Below are 18795 nucleotides of genomic sequence, written 5' to 3' on the forward strand. Positions count from 1 at the left end.
CAGGCGATTTCGGTCGATTAGGCGTCTTCCAAATTCGCCGCTCCGGCAAAGCGCGTCCGAGCGGCGCGCACTTCGCCGACGGCCTCGAGCAGCGTTTCGACTCCGGCGCCAGGCGCAACGGCCTCGAGCGCCAGCCGTCGACGGAACGACCGCGCGCCCGGCATGCCAACAAAAAGCCCGAGAAGATGGCGCGTCATGGCGGCAAGCCGTTCGCCTCTCGCCAACTGTCGCTCGACATAGGGGAGAAAGGCGTCGACGGCCTCGAAGAGGTCTGCCGCCGGCGCCGGCTGTCCAAACAATTCTGGGTCGACATCAAGAAGCAACGCAGGATCGTGATAGGCCGCGCGCCCGATCATCACGCCATCGACGAATTGCAGCTGCTCCTGCATCTCCGCCATCCGCGTCAGGCCGCCATTGATGGCAATGGGAACGTCGGGCAGGGCGCGCTTGAGACGGTGCACCAGCGGATAGTCCAGCGGCGGGACGTCCCTGTTTTCCTTTGGCGAGAGGCCCTTGAGCCAGGCCTTTCGCGCATGCACGAACAGCGCGTCGGCGCCGCTTTCGACGCAGGCTTCCGTAAGCGCGAACAGCGCATGTTCCTCCTGATCGTCGACGCCGATGCGGCATTTCACCGTAACAGGAATTGAGACGACGTCCTTCATCGCCTTGACGCAGTCGCCGACGAGCGCCGGCTCGCGCATGAGACAGGCCCCGAACGCGCCGTTCTGCACGCGATCCGACGGGCAACCAACATTGAGATTGACCTCCGCATAGCCAAACTTTTCGACGATGTTCGCGGCCTTCGCCAGCGCAGCCGGCTCGGCGCCGCCGAGCTGCATGGCGACGGGCTGCTCAAACGGATCGAACGCCATCAGCCGCGCCCGATCGCCATGGATCACCGCGCCCGTCGTGAGCATTTCCGTGTACAGGCGCGCGCGGCGCGACAAGAGACGATGGAAGTATCGGCAGTGCCGATCCGTCCAATCCATCATCGGCGCCACGGAGAATCTAATCTCGTGATTTGTAAGCATTATCAGCTTATTCTCAACGGCAGAGATCGCGTCGTATGCACTCTGTTCTACGCCTCGATACGACAGTTTTCGCGACTTTTCGACTTTCTCAGTGCACACAGAGCGCACACGAAATGGCGACGTTCACGAGGCTCAAGTCTGAATCCTAGCGCGCTCAGGTTCGGCGCAAAGGAAAATATGTCAACGAGTCGTTTCTCCGCCGCCGCAACGCGGAGGAATGGGCGCTGGACGTCGAGCGCTGGAGTGATCGTGGTGAATTCTCCAACCAAACGTGCGCGAAGGAACGCCAAGACGTTCGGCGATCTCGTGCGTCTCCATCGGGAGGACCTTCAGGCTCGTCGCTGCATTCGAAAGTAACACAGGACAAGACATTTCGGAAAAGGCAGGGGCGAATTGTTCCCTACAACGGAAAGTCGGCGCCTTTCGAGGGCAATGCCGTGAATTAAAGATCGAGGATTTGCATTTCGATGATTTGCGACATGAGGGGTAGGAGCCGTCTCTTTGAGGTAGGGTTTGCTATAGAGCAGGTCGCGTTGGTTACAGGTCACAAAGACTTGAAAACGTTGCGAAGGCGCTCATGAGCTTCGTCACCGCGTCAAGCCTCGCCGCATAGGTGATCGGAAAGGCGCTTACAGAAAACGAACATCAATCGCGGACCACTTTCGCGAGGGCGCCTCATATTTCGTTGCAATGCTTACGACTGTTTGCATTATTTCTCTTGCGGCAAAATGCCCTATTGGATTATGCTTATCGTTATGCTCCGCGCGCCCGCGCCAAAAGCCGCTAGGTATATAATATATAAAGAAAAATTGGCTTGTCCGGGCATGAGAACCTCCTAAGTGTAGTTGCGCGTCGACATCTTTTGGGTAGATGCCCATGGGTTTCAAAAAAAATAGCATTGACACGCAGCACGCTATGATTCTGCTGATCGATGATGACTCGGATATGCGCTGGGCCATGCGAAATATCTTGGCGGACGCCGGGTTCAGCGTGGCGGAAGCAGAAGCCGGAGGAGTCGGCCTCGAGATTGCCAGCCGCCGAACGCCGGATACGGTTCTTCTCGACATTCGGATGCCCGGCCTCGGCGGCGAAGAGGTCTTGCGACGGCTGCGGCGACTCGACCCCACTCTGCCGGTCATTATCATCACTGCCCACGGCACGATCTCCGGAGCGGTGAGCGCGGTGCACGATGGCGCTTTTGATTACCTCACCAAGCCGTTCCGCAACGAGCATCTCCTGGACACTGTGCAGCGGGCGGTCGCGCGCAGACATGCCGCTCATTCTGTGGCCACTGGCGTCCGCGCCGCCGTCACCGCGACGATGGGGCAAGGTCCTGCCATCCAGAAGTTGGCCGCGCAGATCGAGGCCGTCATCTCGACCGATTATTCCGTCGTCATCCAAGGGGAGACCGGCACCGGCAAGGAGCTCGTCGCTTGCAGCCTGCATCGGTACGGCCGCCGCGCAGCCCGCCCATTCGTGGTGGTCGATTGCGGCGCCATCTCCGAGGCCTTGACCGACAGCGAATTTTTCGGCCACGAGAAAGGAGCGTTCACCGGCGCCGGCGACCGGCGCCGCGGTTGGTTCGAGGCGGCCGCCAACGGCGGAACTGTCTTCCTAGACGAAATTGGAAATCTCGCTTCGACGGGGCAGAAAGCTTTGCTGCGGACCCTCGAGGAGCGCAAGATTCGCAGAGTAGGCGGAGGCGAGCTGATCGACCTGGACGTGCGCGTCATCGCGGCCAGCAACGACGACCTCAAGGAACACGCCCAGACAGGAGCCTTTCGCGAAGATCTCTTCTTTCGATTGGCCGAATATGTCATCACCGTTCCGCCCTTGCGCTCGCGTCAGGAGGACATCGTATTCCTCACGCAGCGCTTTCTGACGCAAGCGCGCGAGGCCTTGGGGCGGCCGCCGGTTGAAGTCACGTCGTCGGCCCTGGATCTGCTTCGAGCCTATCATTGGCCGGGCAATGTCCGAGAGTTACGCAACGTCATGCGGCGGGCCGCCCTTACCGTGTCAGACACACTGGGCCCTTCCCAGTTCGCGGACAGTCTCGGCCAAGGTGTCGCGCCTGTCGTCCCTGCTCGAGATACGCCGGACGGTTCTACATCGTTGCGTCATCGCGTTCAGCGCCATGTTCGCGCGGTCGAGCGCGACGCCATCGTTGGCGCGCTCGAGCAAGCGAGAGGCAACAAAGCCAAGGCGGCTCGTCTCCTCGGCATAGACTACAAGACCTATCGCATGAAGCTAAAGTTGTTTGAGGGACGCGAGGGAGCAGTCCCCGATGGCCGAAGTTGAATCGTTCCCACTCGCTGGCAGCGACGCCGATTTGCCTTTGGCGGCCGCCGAAGAAGTGATCTGCCTATTCGCCTTCATCGAGTGCGCCGACTCTCTCGAGCCGCCCGATGAACCGCCGGAGCGGCGGCTCATGCTGCACCGTGTAGGAGCTCGTGGCCTTGATTGGCGTCGCGCCGACGGCGGATTATTGCGGCGCTGACGCCGAACGTCGTTTGGCCGATGTCGCCTGGCTCGCGCCTCGCGTTCGTCGCCATGCCGAGATCATGGATTGGGCGATGCGACGATCGCCGGTCTTCCCCGTCCCCTTCGGAACCCTCTATTCGAACATTGCCAGTCTGACGACGTTCATGCGTGCTCACGAAGCGACGATCGCTGATTTCTTCGAGGCCGTCGCGGACAAGGAGGAGTGGGAATTGCGGGCGGTCGCCCAGTTTGACCGCCCAGATATCCTGGACAAATTAGCTTGTAACAAATGGCCGGACTGGCGGGAGCTGCCGAAGGGCGCCCGCTATATGCGTCTCTGCCGGGATCGCGCCGCGCTGGTCGATTTCGGCTGCGCCGAAGCCGCCGCCTTCGTGAGCGACTTCGTCCTGGAGCTGCGGCCGTTGACGGCAGGCATTCGCCTCCAAGACGTCCATCGCCTGCCCGACTCCGAAGGGAGCCGGCCTATCGCCCGTTATGCCCTCCTCGTGCCGCTATCAAATGTCGCCGCGATGCGGACGCGCATAGAGGAGATTGCCGCGGACGCTGCGCGCCGTGATGTCACGGTCACATTGTCTGGCCCCTGGCCACCGTTCAGTTTTCGGCCGGATCTCAAATCACCCCAATAAATGACCATGGTTTTTAAATGACCATGATTTTTCGAGAGGTATTATGTTCCTCGCCACGCTCGATTACGAAAGCTTTTTTCATGCCGTGATGGCGACGATCCCCTCGTCGATTCTGATCCTTGACGAACGCCTCGCCGTCTTATCCGTCAACAACAATTTCCTGGAAAAATCTCGAGGCGTCTTGAGCTCGACGCTCGGCCGCCGCTTGCACGAGATTTTTCCCGCCGCGTTCCAAGACACGGCGCTGGATCACCAGATCCGAGACGTTATCGCCACCGGCAGGACATTGCATCGCCAGCGCATGACCTATCGAGCGCCGGGCGTATCGCTCCGAACATATTCCTATAGCATCTGTCCGCTGCAGCTACAGAGAGGTCGGCGCGGCGCTATCTTAGTAATGGACGACGTGACGGACCTGTTGCAACTGGGAGAGGAAGTGCGGCGGATGCAGCTGCATCTTGCCAGCATCGTGGAGAGCGCAGGGGACCTCATCGTCTCCACGGACCCGCAAGGGGCGATCATGACTTGGAATACTGCGGCGGAGAAATCCACCGGCTACACGCATGTCGAAGTTCGCAACTCCAAGCTCGCGGACCATATAGAAGAACCTCAAAATCAAGATGTCGAAGCGTGCTACCGTGGAATTGCCGAGATCGACGATCGTCGCTCGGTCGAATGGCCGATGCGATGCCGCAATGGAGAAAGCATACCTGTGTCCTGGCGGCTGTCGCGGATGACCGACGACAGCGGCAAGGTTACGGGGGTCGTGGTCGTCGGACGCAATCTCGTCGAGCAGCGCGCCATGGAAGCGCAGATTCACCAAGGCGAGAAGCTTGCCGCGCTTGGCATGGTTATCGGCGGCATCGCCCATGAGATCCGAAATCCATTAGGAGTCAGCTCCGCCGCTGCGCAGCTCATGAAAGGCAGAATTGCCGCGCCGGTTCTACTCGGAGAGTGCATCGACAAGGTTATCGGCGGCATCGATCGGGCGTCTCTCGTCGTTGAAAGCCTCTTGCGTTTTGCGCGGCCGGGGCCGATCAGCGAGACAACCAAGATCAATGTGCTCGATATGCTAAAGAACGCGCTGATGTTCGCTTCTGGCGAGGCCGCGGCGGGAACCGCAATCGAGTGGAAGCTGCCGTTCATAACGGACTCTCTTTATGCCGAGGGCGTGCAGAACCTTCTCGAACTCGTCATCATCAATTTCGTTCTGAACGCCTTCCAAGCGATGCCCAGCGGTGGCAGGTTGACCATCGCCGTTCGGCGCGAAGGGGCCGAGATCATCATCGAAATCAGTGATACGGGCCCGGGGATACCAGAGGCTCATGTTTCGAAAATTTTCGATCCTTTCTTCACGACGCGGTCTGACAGCCGCCGATCCGGGCTCGGCCTTTCCGTGTCTCATTCGATCGTGCGCCAGCACGGTGGCAGCGTGACCGTCCGCAGCTCGCCGCACCAGGGCACAACATTCATCGTGCGTATCCCCGTCGCGCGCGACCGGGATACGCACGCCGAGGAGTTATCCTGATTTGACGGCGGTCGTGACTCCAACCGTGCCTGAAAAGGTCCTCGTCGTCGATGACGACCAAGACATGTGCTGGATTCTCGAGGTCGCGCTAACCGGTTTGGGTTGCGCTGTAACAACCGTCTGCTCGGCGCAAGAGGCTATCGCATCGGTTGCAGTCCATGCCTTTCCGATCGCCTTTGTCGACGCCCGGCTGCCGGATATGGATGGCCTGCGTCTAATCGAGGAGCTGCATAGTTTACGGCCGGCAATGCGAATAATCATGATCTCCGGTTATTATTTCGAAGACGACATACGGATATTGGAAGCTGTGCAGTCGTCTGCGATCGACGGTTTCCTCGCCAAGCCGTTTCAGATCGATGCGATCGTGGCGGCGGTCACGGGAAAGAGCAACGGGAAACATCGCCCATGATACCGGGCGCGCTCGCCCGCATTCTGCACGCGCCGCTGCGAGTTGGAATTGGCGTTGAATTCTCAATCATCTGATTTCGCACAGCTACTTTATTACTTGCGAAAGTGCGTCCGATTGGCATCGCGTTTGCTCCTCACATAGCGGCCGGAAGAATATCGATTCATTCCGGCAAGTTCGCGAAGAGCTCAGAGACGTCATTAAGGAGATACTCATGGCACGCGTACAAAAGTCCACTGACTCGTCGAGCCTCGCCGAAGTCGTCGATCGGATCCTCGACAAAGGCATCGTCATCGATGCGTGGGTCAAGGTTTCGCTTGTGGGAATTGAGCTGATCACGATCGAAGCTCGCGTCGTGGTGGCCTCCGTCGAGACCTACCTCAAATACGCCGAAGCGGTCGGCCTAACAGCCTCCGCCGCAGCGCCCGCGTAACTTACAGCCAATGCTTGCCGGGAGGGTGAGCGGTCCTTGGCTCACGCTTCCGGCGGCGACAGGCCTGAAACGGAGGATTCGACATGGCGAAAGTGGCGGAAGGCATGGCGCGCGTGGCGGACGGCATCACGTCGGGTCGGCAGCAGCGCAGTAAACTGGCGATAGAGATTAAGAACGCGACGAGAAATCGTCGGATCGAAGTCCGCTCATTGCTGCAGCGCTTGAATGCGTCGCGCGTCAGAGCGAGCCACGAGCAAGCGGCGGAAGCCAAGCGGGCAACGAGTGCGCGCCACGGCGAAGTCCAGTCGTTGATGCAAGGATTGAAGACGGCGCGGGGCAGAGCCACTCGCGAATACAGAAGAGAGGCGATTGTCGTAATCAACGGACGGCGCAGCGAGTTGAAGTTGCTTATGGGGCAATTCCGGCGCGTGCGGGTTGCGCGTCGGCAGCACTTCCAGGAACTCGCGGTGGCGCAGCGTGATAAGGCGGCTGTCTTCATGCGTGATCTGACCAATAGCGTCGCCGGCCTTCTCGACAATTTCGCCAAAGATGGTCGCGATCGCGCCGCGGCGATCCGCGAACGTCTCGCAGCTTACGCGTTGGATCGTCATGAAGCGGTCGCCATATGGAATGGAAGCCGGCGACAGGTCGTCCCCCAAGCCGCCCATCGGTCGGCGCCCGAGTCCCCCCCTGCTCAAACAGAATCGTCTGTTCCGCGGAGTCCATCCGCTCCCGCGCATGATATCGCCGCTGCGCAAGCGCCGGACACGGCTACTCGGTCAGGAAAGCGTCCGTTCGGCGGTTGGGGCCATAAAGGCTCGAGCGATCGTCATGGAAAGGATGAGAAATGAGCGCTGTCGCCGCCTTTCCAAGCCGTGATCCGATCGCCGATGAATCTTCTGGTGACGATCATGGCTCCATCGCTCTGGGCCCGAGCAATGCATTCGTGACCTCTCCGGCTGTCCAGGACATCACGGAACGAGCCCTCGCTTATCTCGAAGCGGGCTATGCGGTTCATTTCTCTGGGCCAGCCGGCACAGGGAAGACGACTCTCGCTTTCCATGTCGCCGCGCAGCTTGGTCGACCGGCCATCTTGCTTCATGGCGATCACGAGTTCGGTAGCTCCGACCTGATCGGGCGCGAGAGCGGCTATCACAAGTCGCGCGTCGTGGATAACTACATCGCGTCCGTCGTCAAGCTCGAAGAGGAAGGGCGCGCCCTCTGGATCGACAACCGCATCACGACAGCTTGCCGGCTCGGCCATTCGATCATTTACGACGAATTCAACCGCAGCAAGCCGGAGGCCAACAACCCCTTCCTGAGCATCTTGTCGGAAGGTGTCCTCAATGTTCCTGGCTTACATGGTCGAGGCGAAGGTTACGTCAACGTCCATCCCCGGTTTCGAGCGATATTTACCTCGAACCCGGCCGAGTATGCGGGCGTTTACCGTACCCAAGACGCGCTGTTGGATCGTATGATCACGCTCCCTCTCGACCATTATGACCGTGAGACAGAGGTCGCCATCGCGGCCAGTAAATCCGGCCTTGATATGGCGCGCGCCGCGCGAGTGGTCGATTTGGTGAGGCTGTGCCGCTCGGAGGGCGAGGATCCTCATCATCCAACTCTGCGGGCTTCGATCGCCATTGCACGGGTGCTCGCCGCGCGTGGCGGCGAAGCGAGCTTGCGCAACTCCGTCTTTGTTTGGTCGAGCCGGGACATCCTCAGCCAGACGTCGAAGCCTGGAAAGAGCGAAGGCGCGATCTCGTCTGCTTTCGTCGATTTTCTTCTTCGGCGGTTGGAGAGCGTGGGCGACGCTGCGCCGCTCAATTAGGGGACGATGACAATGGCGCTTGAAAGACGGCCATCACGGGGACTTGCCGAGCTACGAACGCTGACCGGGCGTTCGGATACGCAGATTCCCGCTCACAAAGCTTATCTCCGTATCAGCTTTCTCGAGCTAGAGCGCGCGCGGCGAACACAAGAATTGCGGACTTGCAGAGATCGCTCCGACATAATCCGCGACCGGTTTCGTGAGATCGACGCTGAAATTGCCAGCATTCACGCGAGTCTCGACGGGACTGCTCCTCGAGCACAGGCAGTCCAGGCGCCGCATCGGTCGCCCGTCGGACGTCGGCCAGCGACGCGACATTTTCAAATCAACTACTGAGACGCCTGAACGGCGACTCACGACCTGAATGCCGGGGGACAAAACAAATGGTGCAGAAAAGTGAAAAAGCCGAACATGCGGCGCCTCATCAAAAGACACCGATCGTCAAGACACCGCCGCTTTTAACGCCGGAGTCTGCGGTGGCGCCCATTGGCAGGCTGTCGGCGGCTCGCGCCGCGGTGGAGCGGTTTCTTTCGACCGAACTGGGCGCGCAGGAAGTCCGCATCACCAAGATCGTCCCCGTCGACCGCGGCTCGGAGGGATGGTCCGCTGAAGCCGAAATTCTCGTGCCGAATCTAGAGGTCAAGATGCTCGGCCTCCCGCTGACCCAAGAAGTTCTCGAACGGGAGCACTACACGCTCGAACTCGACGCGGATTTGACTGTCTGGTCGTACGAGAACGTCAGGCCGGAGGACGGCTAAGGCATGACCATCTCCAGTCGGATCGAACATACAATCTATCCGTTCATATCCAGCATGATCCTGGTTGAAAAGTCCGCAACTTTTCGAAGGTCATGGTCTTAGAAAACCAACAGGCGGGTCCGGCCCGCGGGAGGGTGGTTCATGGGCCTTTACGTCTATGCGGTCGGCAGATCCGACGATGGCGAATTGCCGCCGCTGCACGGCGTCTTCGACCGGCCCGCCTATCGGCTCGATGTGGGCTCCCTTTACGCAGTCGTGAGCGAGTGCCCAGTCGGCGCGGTGCGCGCCGAACGCCGTAACATCGCCGCGACGCAACGTGTGCTCGCCGCTCTCAACGCCAAGTTCGATCTCTTGCCGATGGCGTTTGGCACTATAACGAAATCGAAAGACGATCTCCGCCTTTTCCTCGATGAGCATCACGAGACTCTTACAGCGCAGCTGCAACGCATCTCTGGCGCAATTGAAATGAGTCTGCGTTTGAGCCTTGAGGTTCCCGATCCGATCGCCTACGTCGTCGAACGCACGCCGGCGCTGAAGGCGGCGCGGGAACGAACTTTTCACAGCCGCCGAGCGCCCTCGTACGACGACAGAATCCGCCTTGGCCAGATGGTCAACGACGCGCTGCGGCAGTACCGCGATGCGCGAACCTCGCAGGTCATGGCGGTGGTTGGAGCGTCCTGCGCCGAACTCATCGCATTGCCGGTTCGCGGCGAGAAGGAGATTGCGAACCTTGCGGCGCTCGTGTCTCGCTCCGATCTCGATCGGTTCGAAGCGGCCGTCCATGAATCGGCGGCGCAGACTGACGAAGACATCGCCTTCAATATCGGCGGTCCATGGCTGCCGCATAATTTCGTGCAGTTCGATCCAAGCGACCGATAGATCGCGCATCGTCGCGGTCTATCTGGGAGAACGAGGCAATGTTCATCCTCGATGATCTGTTAGCGGCCACGTCGAATGTTGTGGTCTCCATTTTGCGGAAAATTCTGACCGTCAGACACGGCAGCGCGGTTCGAAAAGCACGACTGAGAAAGCATACATCGGCGCCATCGATCGGCGGAGGACAAGATCATGATCATCATCGACAGCCTGTTGGCGGCGCCGCTACGCGGTCTAATGTTCGTTCTCGAGAAGATCGATGAAGCTGTCCAGAAGGAGATCGAGGCGGAGGAGCAGGCGGTCATGGCTGATCTATCGGCGCTCCACCGCGCGCTCGACAGCGGAGCGATGACAGAAGCGGAATTCGACGTGCGCGAACAGAAATTGCTGGACCGGCTCGATCGTCTGCATTCGGAGGGTGGAAGCGATGCCCACGGCGATGCCAGTTCCTGACTTTGGCCCGTCCAACGCGGCGCCGCCATATCGCGATCATTTGTCGCTGGCGGATGCGCTCGATCGAATCCTCCAACGCGGCGTGTCGGTGCAAGGCAACCTGACCATCGGGCTGGCGGACGTCGACCTGTTGTTCCTCGATCTGCGACTGCTGTTGGGTTCGGTTGACGTGATCTGGCCAGATGGCGCTCCGCCCGTCCCCGCGGTCTGTCCGCGGACGCCCCCATCGCCCCCGCCCCCATCGCCCCCGCCGCCCCCGTCGTCGGAGACACCCGCTGCTCGGCCCGAAATCGGATCGTGCGACGTCGCGCTGGGGAGAGTCGATGGCCGCCCGCCGATCGCCCGGAATGACCGCCGAAGCGCGGACGGGTCATCGCCGGCGCAAGGCCTCGTCCGACTCGTGCTCACCCTCGTGAAATTGCTTCATGAGGTGCTCGAACGTCAGGCCGTGCGGCGTATGGAGGCAGGGCGGCTCACGGACGCGCAGATCGATAATGTCGGAATGGCGCTCATCGCTCAAGCCGAGGAAATCTTGCGCTTGCAGCGGCAGTTCGGCTTTTCCGACAAGGATATCTCCCTCGATCTCGGCGTTCCCGACGGCGCGCTATGAAAGGTATCGCTATGCCTCCCGCCAAGTCCATGACGCATTCTGTCGAGAGCACGAACCTCGCCGATTTGCTCGAGCGCATTCTCGACAAAGGGGTCGTCGTCGCCGGCGATATATCGATCAAGCTCGTCGAGGTCGAACTGTTGACGATTCAACTGCGCCTGGTGATCTGCTCGGTCGATAAGGCGCGCGAACTCGGCCTCGATTGGTGGAACCATACCGGACGTCCAGACCGCCTGGCGTCCGAGCGCAATGCGGCGCTGGAGGCGATGGATGAACGATTGGGACGGATCGAGCAGGCGCTGGGCGCCGTCGTGGCGGCGCCATTCGAACGCGGGAGTACGGCTCATGAGTAAGAAAGACCCGAGTGATAAGGATGACGTCACTGGCGCCGCAGGCTTCGAAAAGATAGCGCGCGGGCTTTCCGACCTTTTCAATGTCCTCGCCGATTTCGACCAGCTTCCACGCCGCGGCCGGCACGAGAAGGATGGGCGGGTGATGGAATATTCCTTCGGAACGCGCACGCTAGGCGAAGCGGCGGCGGAGAAGCGGGCCTCGGAGGAGAGGCCGACGCGCTCAGAAACGCCGCCGCAAAGAGCGGCTAAGCGAAGCTCGCTCGAGGTCCTCGAGCCCGTCACGGACATATTCGACGAACCGGGCGAAATGGTGCTGCTCTTTGAATTGCCTGGCGTTGATCGCAAAGATGTTCGCTGTGTCCTCGATGGCGATATCCTGCTGCTCGAGGCGAAGGCGGGCGAAAGACTTTACCGCAAGGAAACTCTCATCGAAGAAAAACTCGCCGCGGGTTCGCCACATCTCAATCTGCGCAACGGCGTTCTCGAGGTTCGGTTGAACAAGCAAACGTAGCGTCCCCCGGTCGCGGTGTGGCTGGGAACGGAGCAACCTGCGAGATGGCGCGATTGATATATGTTCCGGTGGTTCACAGCACGGCGGAGATGGGCTCCGCCGCGCCAGGCTACAAGGCGGCGTTCGTCGCTCGTTATGGCGAGAGCAAATGGGTGGAGCGATCCGCTGAATTCGACGCTATTTGGGGCGCTATCGCCGACGCGATCAAGACGCTCGGGTTCGATCTCAAGCACGTCAAACTCTATCAGGACAGCCTGCCGGTCTGCGGCCGAGAGAATGATTTGGTGCGGGACTTGGCGTCCCAGGGGAGTCGCAATCACCAGCTCCTCGAGAGTCTCGTGCGCGAAGGCGCCACACTCGTCGGCACCGAGTCGCCGGCTCTGCTTCTCGATGAATATAAGCTGTTGCAGTCGCCCGAGCGTACGGAGGCGCAGGCTGCGGCTCTCCTGGAGGCGCGCGACCGATTCATCGCCGAGAAAATCGACTCGACGCTTCGCGATGATGAGGACGCCATACTGTTCATAGGCGCTCTACATAAAGTCACGAAGTTTCTACCTCAGCGCATCAAGGTCGAATATTTGGCGGTGCGAGGCCAGTAGCGACGGTCGATGACCACAAGTGGAGAGATCGATGTCCGACGAAGCACCCGACAATGGCGAGATGTTGCGGCTGACAGTCGTCGAGGCGCGGCGCGACGACATAGGACGCGGGATCGTCCGGATCGATCCCGAAACTTTGCGGAAGATCGGCGCTTCGCCTGGCGACGTGCTGGAGATCGAAGGTCGCGCGAAGACCGTCGCGAAGGCGATGCCGACCTTTAAGGATCAAAGGGGGCAACAGATCATTCAGCTCGACGGCGTCGGTCGCACCAATGCAGGCGTGGCGCTTGGCCAGAAGGCTCTGATCAAAAAGGTTTCTCATGCCGTCGCTCGGCGCGTGGTCGTGGCTCCGTTGGGCGCTGGCGCCTTGCATGAGGACGAAATCGAACACACGGCGCGCCGCCTCGACGGGCTCGCCGTGAGAACCGGCGACCGCGTGCGAATCGCCCTGTTCGGAGGAAATCATCGAGATTTTAATGTGATGCGGACAGAACCCGACGGGCCGGTCATGATCCATCCCGACACCCTGCTCGCGGTCGAAGGCGCCCGTGGCGGCGAGCAGAAACGAGCGGCTTCCGAGGCCGAGGACATCGTCACCTATGACGATCTCGGCGGAATGGAGCGTGAAGTCGCGAAGATTCGCGAAATGATCGAGCTGCCGCTGTCGCATCCGGAGATTTTCGAGCGTCTGGGCATGACGCCGCCGAAAGGGGTCCTGCTGCATGGGCTGCCCGGCTGCGGCAAGACACTGCTCGCGCGCGCGGTGGCGCATGAGTCCAATGCTGCGTTCATCTACGTCAGCGGACCCGAGATCATTCAGAAATTCTATGGCGAGAGCGAAGCTCAATTACGTAAGATTTTCGACGATGCGCGGCGGCGCGCGCCCTGCATCATCTTCTTCGACGAGATCGACTCGCTCGCTCCCAAGCGAGAACGCGTCGAAGGCGAGGTCGAGAAGCGCGTCGTCGCACAGCTTCTCGCCTCGATGGACGGCCTCAAGAGCCGTGGCGACGTGATCGTGATGGCGGCGACCAACCGTTTAAACAGCATCGATCCGGCCTTGCGGCGCCCCGGTCGTTTCGACCGCGAGATCGCCATCGGCATCCCCAACGAGCATGCTCGGCGGGAGATATTGGAGATCTATGCGCGCGGTATGCCGCTCGCCGAAGGCATTGACCTCGCTGACCTGGCGGAGACGACACATGGATTCACCGGCGCTGATCTGAACGCGCTTTGCCGCGAGGCCGCCATGGCGGCGCTGCGTCGCCAACTTCCAGAGCTGTCGCTCGACTCGGGGCCGGTTCCCTATGAGGCGCTGATGGCTATGGACGTCAAAATGTCGGACTTCACAGAGGGGCTGAGCGAGGTGACGCCGTCGGGGCTACGCGAAGTCTCCGTCGAAGTGCCAAACGTGCGATGGGAGGACGTGGGCGGCCTCGAGCCTATCAAGGCCACCCTGCGGGAAGCGATCGCTTGGCCATTGAGCCAACCGCTGTTGTTTGAAAAAATCGGGCTGCAGCCACCGCGCGGGATCTTGCTCTATGGCCCGCCAGGAAATGGCAAGACGCTTCTGGTGAAGGCATTGTCCACCCAGAGCAATCTCAACTTCATTTCGATAAAGGGCCCGGAGCTCCTGTCGAAATATGTCGGCGAATCCGAGCAGGGCGTGCGCGAACTCTTCACGCGGGCGCGCCATGCGGCGCCATGCATCATCTTCCTGGACGAAGTCGACGCCCTGGCGCCGAAGCGGGGCTTCGACGGCCGCTCGCCGGTTACCGATCGGGTCGTGAGCCAATTGTTGACTGAGCTCGACGGCGTTGAAGCGCTGGGGAACGTCTGGGTGATCGCCGCCACGAACCGGCTGGATATGATCGACGATGCGCTCCTACGTCCAGGTCGGCTCGACTTTCACCTTGAGGTGACGCGCCCAGATCGCGATGCGCGCGCCGCGATTCTGGGGGTCCATCTGCGCAAGAGACCTGTGGACGAGCGGATCGATCTCGCGGCCTTAGCCGACCTGACGGAGGGAATGTCCGCCGCCGAGATTCGCTTCCTTTGCGATCGCGCCGCCTTGAACGCGATCCGCCGCATCTTTCCCGCAACGCACGGAGGAGTGGTCGACATTGGCTCGCTACTCATCGAACAACGCGACTTCGATGACGCGCTCGCAGCGGAGGCCGGCGCTTCGGAACGGCCGTCGCAGCCAAAGGCAGTTGTTATGTAGCGCCGTGTGACTTCGGCGGCTCGACCGAAGTCCTGACAAAGGAGAACGATATGCAATCTGAACAATCCTTATCGTACGGAACCCGTTGGCAAGAACGCCGATTGGACACCGTTCGCCAAAGCCTCGATCACCTATTGGCTATGGCGCACCGCTACCGCAGCGAAGGAAGTCTGTGGCAAGCGCAGGAGATGTATTGGCGGTTGTCGGAAGACCATGCCGAGACAGCTCAAGCGTTGGAGGCGCAAGAGAGCCTGCTGGAACTGGCCGAGGCCTATGAACGCGACGACGCGCGACATGCCGCGCGCGCTGTTTATGAGCGTCTAAGCGACTTGGATGAGATAGTGTACTGCCGCGAAGTGAGGTCTTTGCGGCCGAACGCTCATTCCCTGGAGTGATGGCGTCATAGACGGAGTCGGACGTTCGTGCGGCCAAGTATCGTCGAGGGATGACCCTGCGCGCTCGGCCGCGCGATGGCTGGAGGCGTCGATGGGCTCGGTCGATCTGAATCACGTCATGGACGAAATCATCCCCCGGGGGGATTCAGGAACACAGGCGTTAACGCCGGCGCGCCAGTCTGCACGCGGCAGCGATGACGCCACCGCCGCGCTGGAGCTGGTGTCGGAAACAGCGGCGGCGATCAGAGAACTCGAGAAACAATCGGCTCAAGCGGTGGCGCGCGCTCACGCCGTCGCCAATGCGCTGAAGGAAAAGTTGGAACGCGCTGAGACCCGCTCCGAGCGCGCCGAGGCGGCGCTCCGCCAAGCCGAGGCCGAAGTCGAAGACCTCATTGCCGCCATTGTGCAGACGCGCAGCGATCTTGAGATGCTGCAATCACAAACTGCCGCCAAGGAAGCAGAGTTGGAGGCATCCGAACAGCGCGCGAAAGATGCCGAATGTCGCGCGGAGAACGCCGACGCCGCTATTCAAAGAATCATGGACGCGATCCGCACCCAGCTTCCTGTATAATTGGAGGTCGCCGCAGCGCAAGCTGTGGTTGCTTCCTGAGATCTTATTGGGTTCGGAAATGCCCCCGGCGCGGGCCGTTCGGTTCTTGAGATATGTAGCTCACGCTGGCGAGACTGCATGAGCAGTAAGAGTCCGTTTGAGAAACGTGTTCACTGAGTGCATGTGATCGACTTCGTCCCCGGCTCCGAACCTTACGAGAGCCTGATCGAGCTAGGCTTCGGCGCCGCTGGCGATCATGCGCGGATGGTGGCCACGCTTCACCCCCACCTCGACCCACATTGGACAAAGATGTCCGTCGAGGGCTTCAGCAGCCAGCTCACGAAGCTCGACAGGCGGTTCGGTTGGGCGGGGCAATAGCGCGACTGGAATCGCCTTCGGGGCGCAAAGACTGACTCCGGTGAGATGATCCTGCGGCGCGCCCGCTCAGGCCGCGCAACTTTGCCTCACTGATATCAAGACGAGTTTTGGCGCAGCCAGGGGACCTCCCCCGCAGAAGGGGTTGGCCGCGACCTCAAGCCGCGGCGTCCAATCGCCGCTCGATCCACCTTGACACTCTCTACGCACGCCACTCCACCCGGAAACGCTTCGCGTTTCCCCGCACGACGAGGTGGATGACGTGGCCAAGAGGAGCGTGGACACGAGAAAATCCCATTAACTTAGCTTGGCGTCGCCCATAGGGTTGCGGGCCTTCCCCTCCTTCGCCATATCGGGCGAAGGAGGAGAGGACATGGAACCACCCAATCGGCCTTGTGAGCTCGCCTTGCGCCTGCACGCGCTCGACAGCGAAGATCTTTCGCTGCTCTCGGCGCATCTGCAGGACGCCCTGGTGCGCGTCGGCGACATCGCCTTTCTTGCCGACAAGCGCCGGTTCGCCCTGGTTGGGTCGCGTTTCGACTGGGCCGCAGAACTGGACGGCCGGCTGGAGCGCTGCCGCTGCGGCCTGCATTTCGAGGGCGTGCAGCGGGTGCGCTGCCAGCGTATCTGCCGCGACCAGCCCGACGCGATCCTCGAACTCCTGGCGGTCACCTTCGAGCCCGACCCTGAACCCCCGTCAGGAGTCATCCGGCTCTTTTTCGCCGGGGGCGCGTCGATCGCGCTCGACGTCGAATGCGTCGAGGCGCAACTTTGCGACGTGGGTCCGCGCTGGAAGGTCGCCGCCCGGCCGAACCATGATTTCAGCGGCGAACTTGACGAGCACGCTCCCCGAGGGCCATGACAGCCGGACTTCCCGGCTGGAGAGGATCATGACCCTGCGTTTGGACGCTGCGGCGCCCGATTTCGAACAGCGTTTCGCGTCGCTGCTCGCCATGAAGCGTGAGGCGTCGCAGGATGTCGACGATACGGTCCGCGGCATCATCGAGGACGTCGTCGCCCGCGGCGACGCGGCGCTTGTCGACTATTCCAAACGCTTCGACCGGGTCGACCTTGAGGCGACCGGCATCGCCGTCTCCCGCGAGGAGGTCGCGGCGGCGGAAGCCAAATGTTCCGCCGAGCAGCTCGCGGCCCTCGATCTGGCGCTCGAGCGCATCACCGCCTTCCACGAGCGGCAGAAGCCGCAGGATTTGCGCTTTCGGGACGCCGCCGGCGTCGAACTCGGCTGGCGCTGGACCCCGCTCGACTCGGTGGGCCTCTATGTGCCCGGCGGCACCGCCGCCTATCCGTCTTCCGTGCTGATGAATGTCGTGCCGGCGAAGGTCGCCGGCGTAAAGCGCATCGTCATGGTGGTTCCGACGCCTGGCGGCCATGTGGAGCCGCTGGTGCTCGCCGCCGCCAAGCGTTCCGGCATTGACGAGATCTACCGCGTCGGCGGCGCGCAAGCCGTGGCGGCGCTGGCCTATGGCACGAAGACGATTGCGCCCGTCGTCAAGATCGTCGGGCCGGGCAACGCCTGGGTGGCGGCGGCGAAACGCCGGGTCTTCGGCCATGTCGGCATCGACATGATCGCCGGCCCTTCTGAAGTGCTGATCCTCGCCGACGCGACAGCCAATCCCGACTGGATCGCAGCCGATTTGCTTGCGCAGGCCGAGCATGACGAATCCGCGCAGTCGATTCTCATCACTGACGACGCGGCGCTTGCCGACGCGGTCGTCGCCGCTGTCGAACGGCATCTCTCGACGCTTTCGCGCAAGGAGATCGCCGGCGCCTCCTGGCGCGACTATGGCGCGACGATCGTTGTGAAGACGCTCGCCGACGCGCTTCCGCTCGCCGACCGCATCGCCGCCGAACATCTCGAGATCATCAGCGAAGACGCCGAGGACCTCGCCGCGCGCGTCTCCAACGCCGGCGCCATCTTCATCGGCGCCTATACGCCCGAAGCCGTCGGCGATTATGTCGGCGGCTCGAACCATGTGCTGCCGACGGCGCGCTCGGCGCGCTTCTCGTCGGGTCTGAGCGTGCTCGACTTCGTCAAGCGCACGTCGATCCTGAAATGCGACGCGGACTCGCTGCGCGCCATCGGCGCGGCCGCGGTGACGCTCGGCGACGCCGAAGGCTTGCAGGCCCATGCGCGTTCGGTGTCGATCCGCCTCAATCAGCTCGAGGCGTGAGGGTGGAGTCAAACGAGTCGAAGCGGCTGATCTCCGTCACGCTCGACGAAAACTCGATCGGCCGCGGCTCGGCGGATCAGGAGCATGAGCGCGCCATCGCGATCTACGATCTCATCGAGGAAAACAGTTTCGCGCTGATTGGCCATCATGGCGGACCTTATGAGCTGCTGATCTCACTCGTCGACGCCAAACTGGTTTTTAAGATTTGCGACGCGGAGGGCGTCTGCCTCGTCACGCACATTCTCTCGCTGACGCCGTTCAGACGCATTCTCAAAGATTATTTCATGATCTGCGAAAGCTATTACGCGGCGATCCGGCATGCGACCCCAAGCAGGATCGAGGCGATCGACATGGGGCGTCGCGGCCTCCATAACGAAGGCGCGCAGCTTCTCCTCGAACGCTTGAAAGGCAAGATCGACACCGATCAGGATACGGCGCGCCGCATCTTCACGCTGATCACGGCGCTGCACTGGAAGGGCTGAGCGTCACGCTCGGTCGTCAATGATGAGAGCGCTGCGCGGCGCAGCGTTCGGCGCCGTCAC

At 61.4% G+C, this 18795-nt stretch carries 22 protein-coding genes; 20 read left to right on the plus strand and 2 right to left on the minus strand.

The genetic code is table 11. The features are described 5' to 3' along the window. Window positions 1–17: 17 nt before the first annotated feature. A complete protein-coding gene (dusA, locus tag IYW40_RS00905) occupies window positions 18–1031 on the minus strand; it encodes a tRNA dihydrouridine(20/20a) synthase DusA (protein ID WP_196399046.1) in 1014 nt (337 codons plus the stop codon). A 915-nt stretch (window positions 1032–1946) separates the two neighbouring features. On the opposite strand from dusA, the gene IYW40_RS00910 reads away from it, so the two are divergent. From IYW40_RS00910 to gvpA, 5 genes are all read left to right on the plus strand, one after another. Next, on the plus strand, window positions 1947–3329 hold the full coding sequence (locus IYW40_RS00910) for a sigma-54 dependent transcriptional regulator (protein WP_281432851.1): 1383 nt from the start codon (window positions 1947–1949) through the stop codon (window positions 3327–3329). Between the two features lie 152 nt (window positions 3330–3481). Further along, entirely contained in the window at window positions 3482–4159 is a 678-nt protein-coding gene (locus tag IYW40_RS00915) for a GvpL/GvpF family gas vesicle protein (RefSeq protein ID WP_196399048.1), read from the plus strand. A gap of 43 nt (window positions 4160–4202) precedes the next feature. Next, window positions 4203–5687 (plus strand): ATP-binding protein, encoded by a 1485-nt coding sequence (locus IYW40_RS00920; RefSeq protein WP_196399049.1) that lies wholly within the window; start codon window positions 4203–4205, stop codon window positions 5685–5687. 1 nt (window position 5688) lies between these two features. Continuing rightward, a complete protein-coding gene (locus IYW40_RS00925; RefSeq protein ID WP_196399050.1) occupies window positions 5689–6096 on the plus strand; it encodes a response regulator in 408 nt (135 codons plus the stop codon). A 211-nt stretch (window positions 6097–6307) separates the two neighbouring features. Next, a complete protein-coding gene (gene gvpA, locus IYW40_RS00930; protein WP_123176516.1) occupies window positions 6308–6526 on the plus strand; it encodes a gas vesicle structural protein GvpA in 219 nt (72 codons plus the stop codon). Window positions 6527–6732: 206 nt separating this feature from the next. Here the strand turns inward: gvpA and IYW40_RS00935 are convergent, their stop codons facing one another. After that, window positions 6733–7137, minus strand: coding sequence for a hypothetical protein (locus IYW40_RS00935; protein ID WP_196399051.1), 405 nt, complete (start codon window positions 7135–7137; stop codon window positions 6733–6735). Between the two features lie 236 nt (window positions 7138–7373). Between IYW40_RS00935 and gvpN the strand changes: the two genes are divergently transcribed. The 15 genes from gvpN to IYW40_RS01010 all read left to right on the plus strand — a co-directional run bounded on the left by gvpN (window position 7374) and on the right by IYW40_RS01010 (window position 18735). Continuing rightward, window positions 7374–8357 (plus strand): gas vesicle protein GvpN, encoded by a 984-nt coding sequence (gene gvpN, locus IYW40_RS00940; RefSeq protein ID WP_196399052.1) that lies wholly within the window; start codon window positions 7374–7376, stop codon window positions 8355–8357. A 476-nt stretch (window positions 8358–8833) separates the two neighbouring features. Then, complete coding sequence (locus IYW40_RS00945; protein WP_196399053.1) at window positions 8834–9115, plus strand: hypothetical protein; 282 nt, start codon at window positions 8834–8836, stop codon at window positions 9113–9115. 141 nt (window positions 9116–9256) lie between these two features. After that, window positions 9257–9994, plus strand: coding sequence for a GvpL/GvpF family gas vesicle protein (locus IYW40_RS00950; RefSeq protein WP_196399054.1), 738 nt, complete (start codon window positions 9257–9259; stop codon window positions 9992–9994). Window positions 9995–10183: 189 nt separating this feature from the next. After that, window positions 10184–10444 (plus strand): gas vesicle protein GvpG, encoded by a 261-nt coding sequence (locus IYW40_RS00955; protein WP_196399055.1) that lies wholly within the window; start codon window positions 10184–10186, stop codon window positions 10442–10444. Beyond that, window positions 10419–11054 carry a gas vesicle protein K gene (locus IYW40_RS00960; protein ID WP_196399056.1) on the plus strand — a complete coding sequence of 212 codons (636 nt, stop codon included), beginning with the start codon at window positions 10419–10421 and terminating at the stop codon, window positions 11052–11054. Before IYW40_RS00955 ends, IYW40_RS00960 begins: the two co-directional genes overlap by 26 nt. Before the next feature lie 29 nt (window positions 11055–11083). Continuing rightward, complete coding sequence (locus IYW40_RS00965; RefSeq protein WP_245433711.1) at window positions 11084–11407, plus strand: gas vesicle protein; 324 nt, start codon at window positions 11084–11086, stop codon at window positions 11405–11407. After that, window positions 11400–11918, plus strand: coding sequence for an Hsp20/alpha crystallin family protein (locus tag IYW40_RS00970; RefSeq protein WP_196399057.1), 519 nt, complete (start codon window positions 11400–11402; stop codon window positions 11916–11918). The genes IYW40_RS00965 and IYW40_RS00970 overlap by 8 nt, the downstream gene beginning before the upstream one ends. Before the next feature lie 44 nt (window positions 11919–11962). Continuing rightward, a complete protein-coding gene (locus tag IYW40_RS00975) occupies window positions 11963–12517 on the plus strand; it encodes a hypothetical protein (protein WP_196399058.1) in 555 nt (184 codons plus the stop codon). 31 nt (window positions 12518–12548) lie between these two features. Further along, a complete protein-coding gene (locus tag IYW40_RS00980; protein ID WP_246720566.1) occupies window positions 12549–14741 on the plus strand; it encodes a CDC48 family AAA ATPase in 2193 nt (730 codons plus the stop codon). Window positions 14742–14791: 50 nt separating this feature from the next. After that, on the plus strand, window positions 14792–15136 hold the full coding sequence (locus IYW40_RS00985) for a hypothetical protein (RefSeq protein ID WP_196399059.1): 345 nt from the start codon (window positions 14792–14794) through the stop codon (window positions 15134–15136). Window positions 15137–15227: 91 nt separating this feature from the next. Continuing rightward, window positions 15228–15707 carry an ABC transporter permease gene (locus IYW40_RS00990; protein ID WP_196399060.1) on the plus strand — a complete coding sequence of 160 codons (480 nt, stop codon included), beginning with the start codon at window positions 15228–15230 and terminating at the stop codon, window positions 15705–15707. 162 nt (window positions 15708–15869) lie between these two features. Beyond that, window positions 15870–16064, plus strand: coding sequence for a hypothetical protein (locus IYW40_RS00995; protein WP_196399061.1), 195 nt, complete (start codon window positions 15870–15872; stop codon window positions 16062–16064). 370 nt (window positions 16065–16434) lie between these two features. Further along, window positions 16435–16923: a DUF2948 family protein gene (locus IYW40_RS01000; protein WP_014892939.1), complete on the plus strand. Its 489-nt coding sequence runs from the start codon at window positions 16435–16437 to the stop codon at window positions 16921–16923. A gap of 28 nt (window positions 16924–16951) precedes the next feature. Next, the gene (gene hisD / locus IYW40_RS01005; RefSeq protein ID WP_196399062.1) at window positions 16952–18253 is read left to right on the plus strand and encodes a histidinol dehydrogenase; all 1302 of its coding nucleotides are present in this window, start codon (window positions 16952–16954) and stop codon (window positions 18251–18253) included. 2 nt (window positions 18254–18255) lie between these two features. After that, window positions 18256–18735, plus strand: a complete 480-nt coding sequence (locus tag IYW40_RS01010; protein ID WP_018408731.1) for a UPF0262 family protein — start codon at window positions 18256–18258, stop codon at window positions 18733–18735. The last annotated feature ends 60 nt before the right edge of the window (window positions 18736–18795 follow it).

Origin of the sequence: Methylocystis sp. H4A (assembly GCF_015709545.1) — a bacterium.
GTDB lineage: Bacteria > Pseudomonadota > Alphaproteobacteria > Rhizobiales > Beijerinckiaceae > Methylocystis > Methylocystis silviterrae.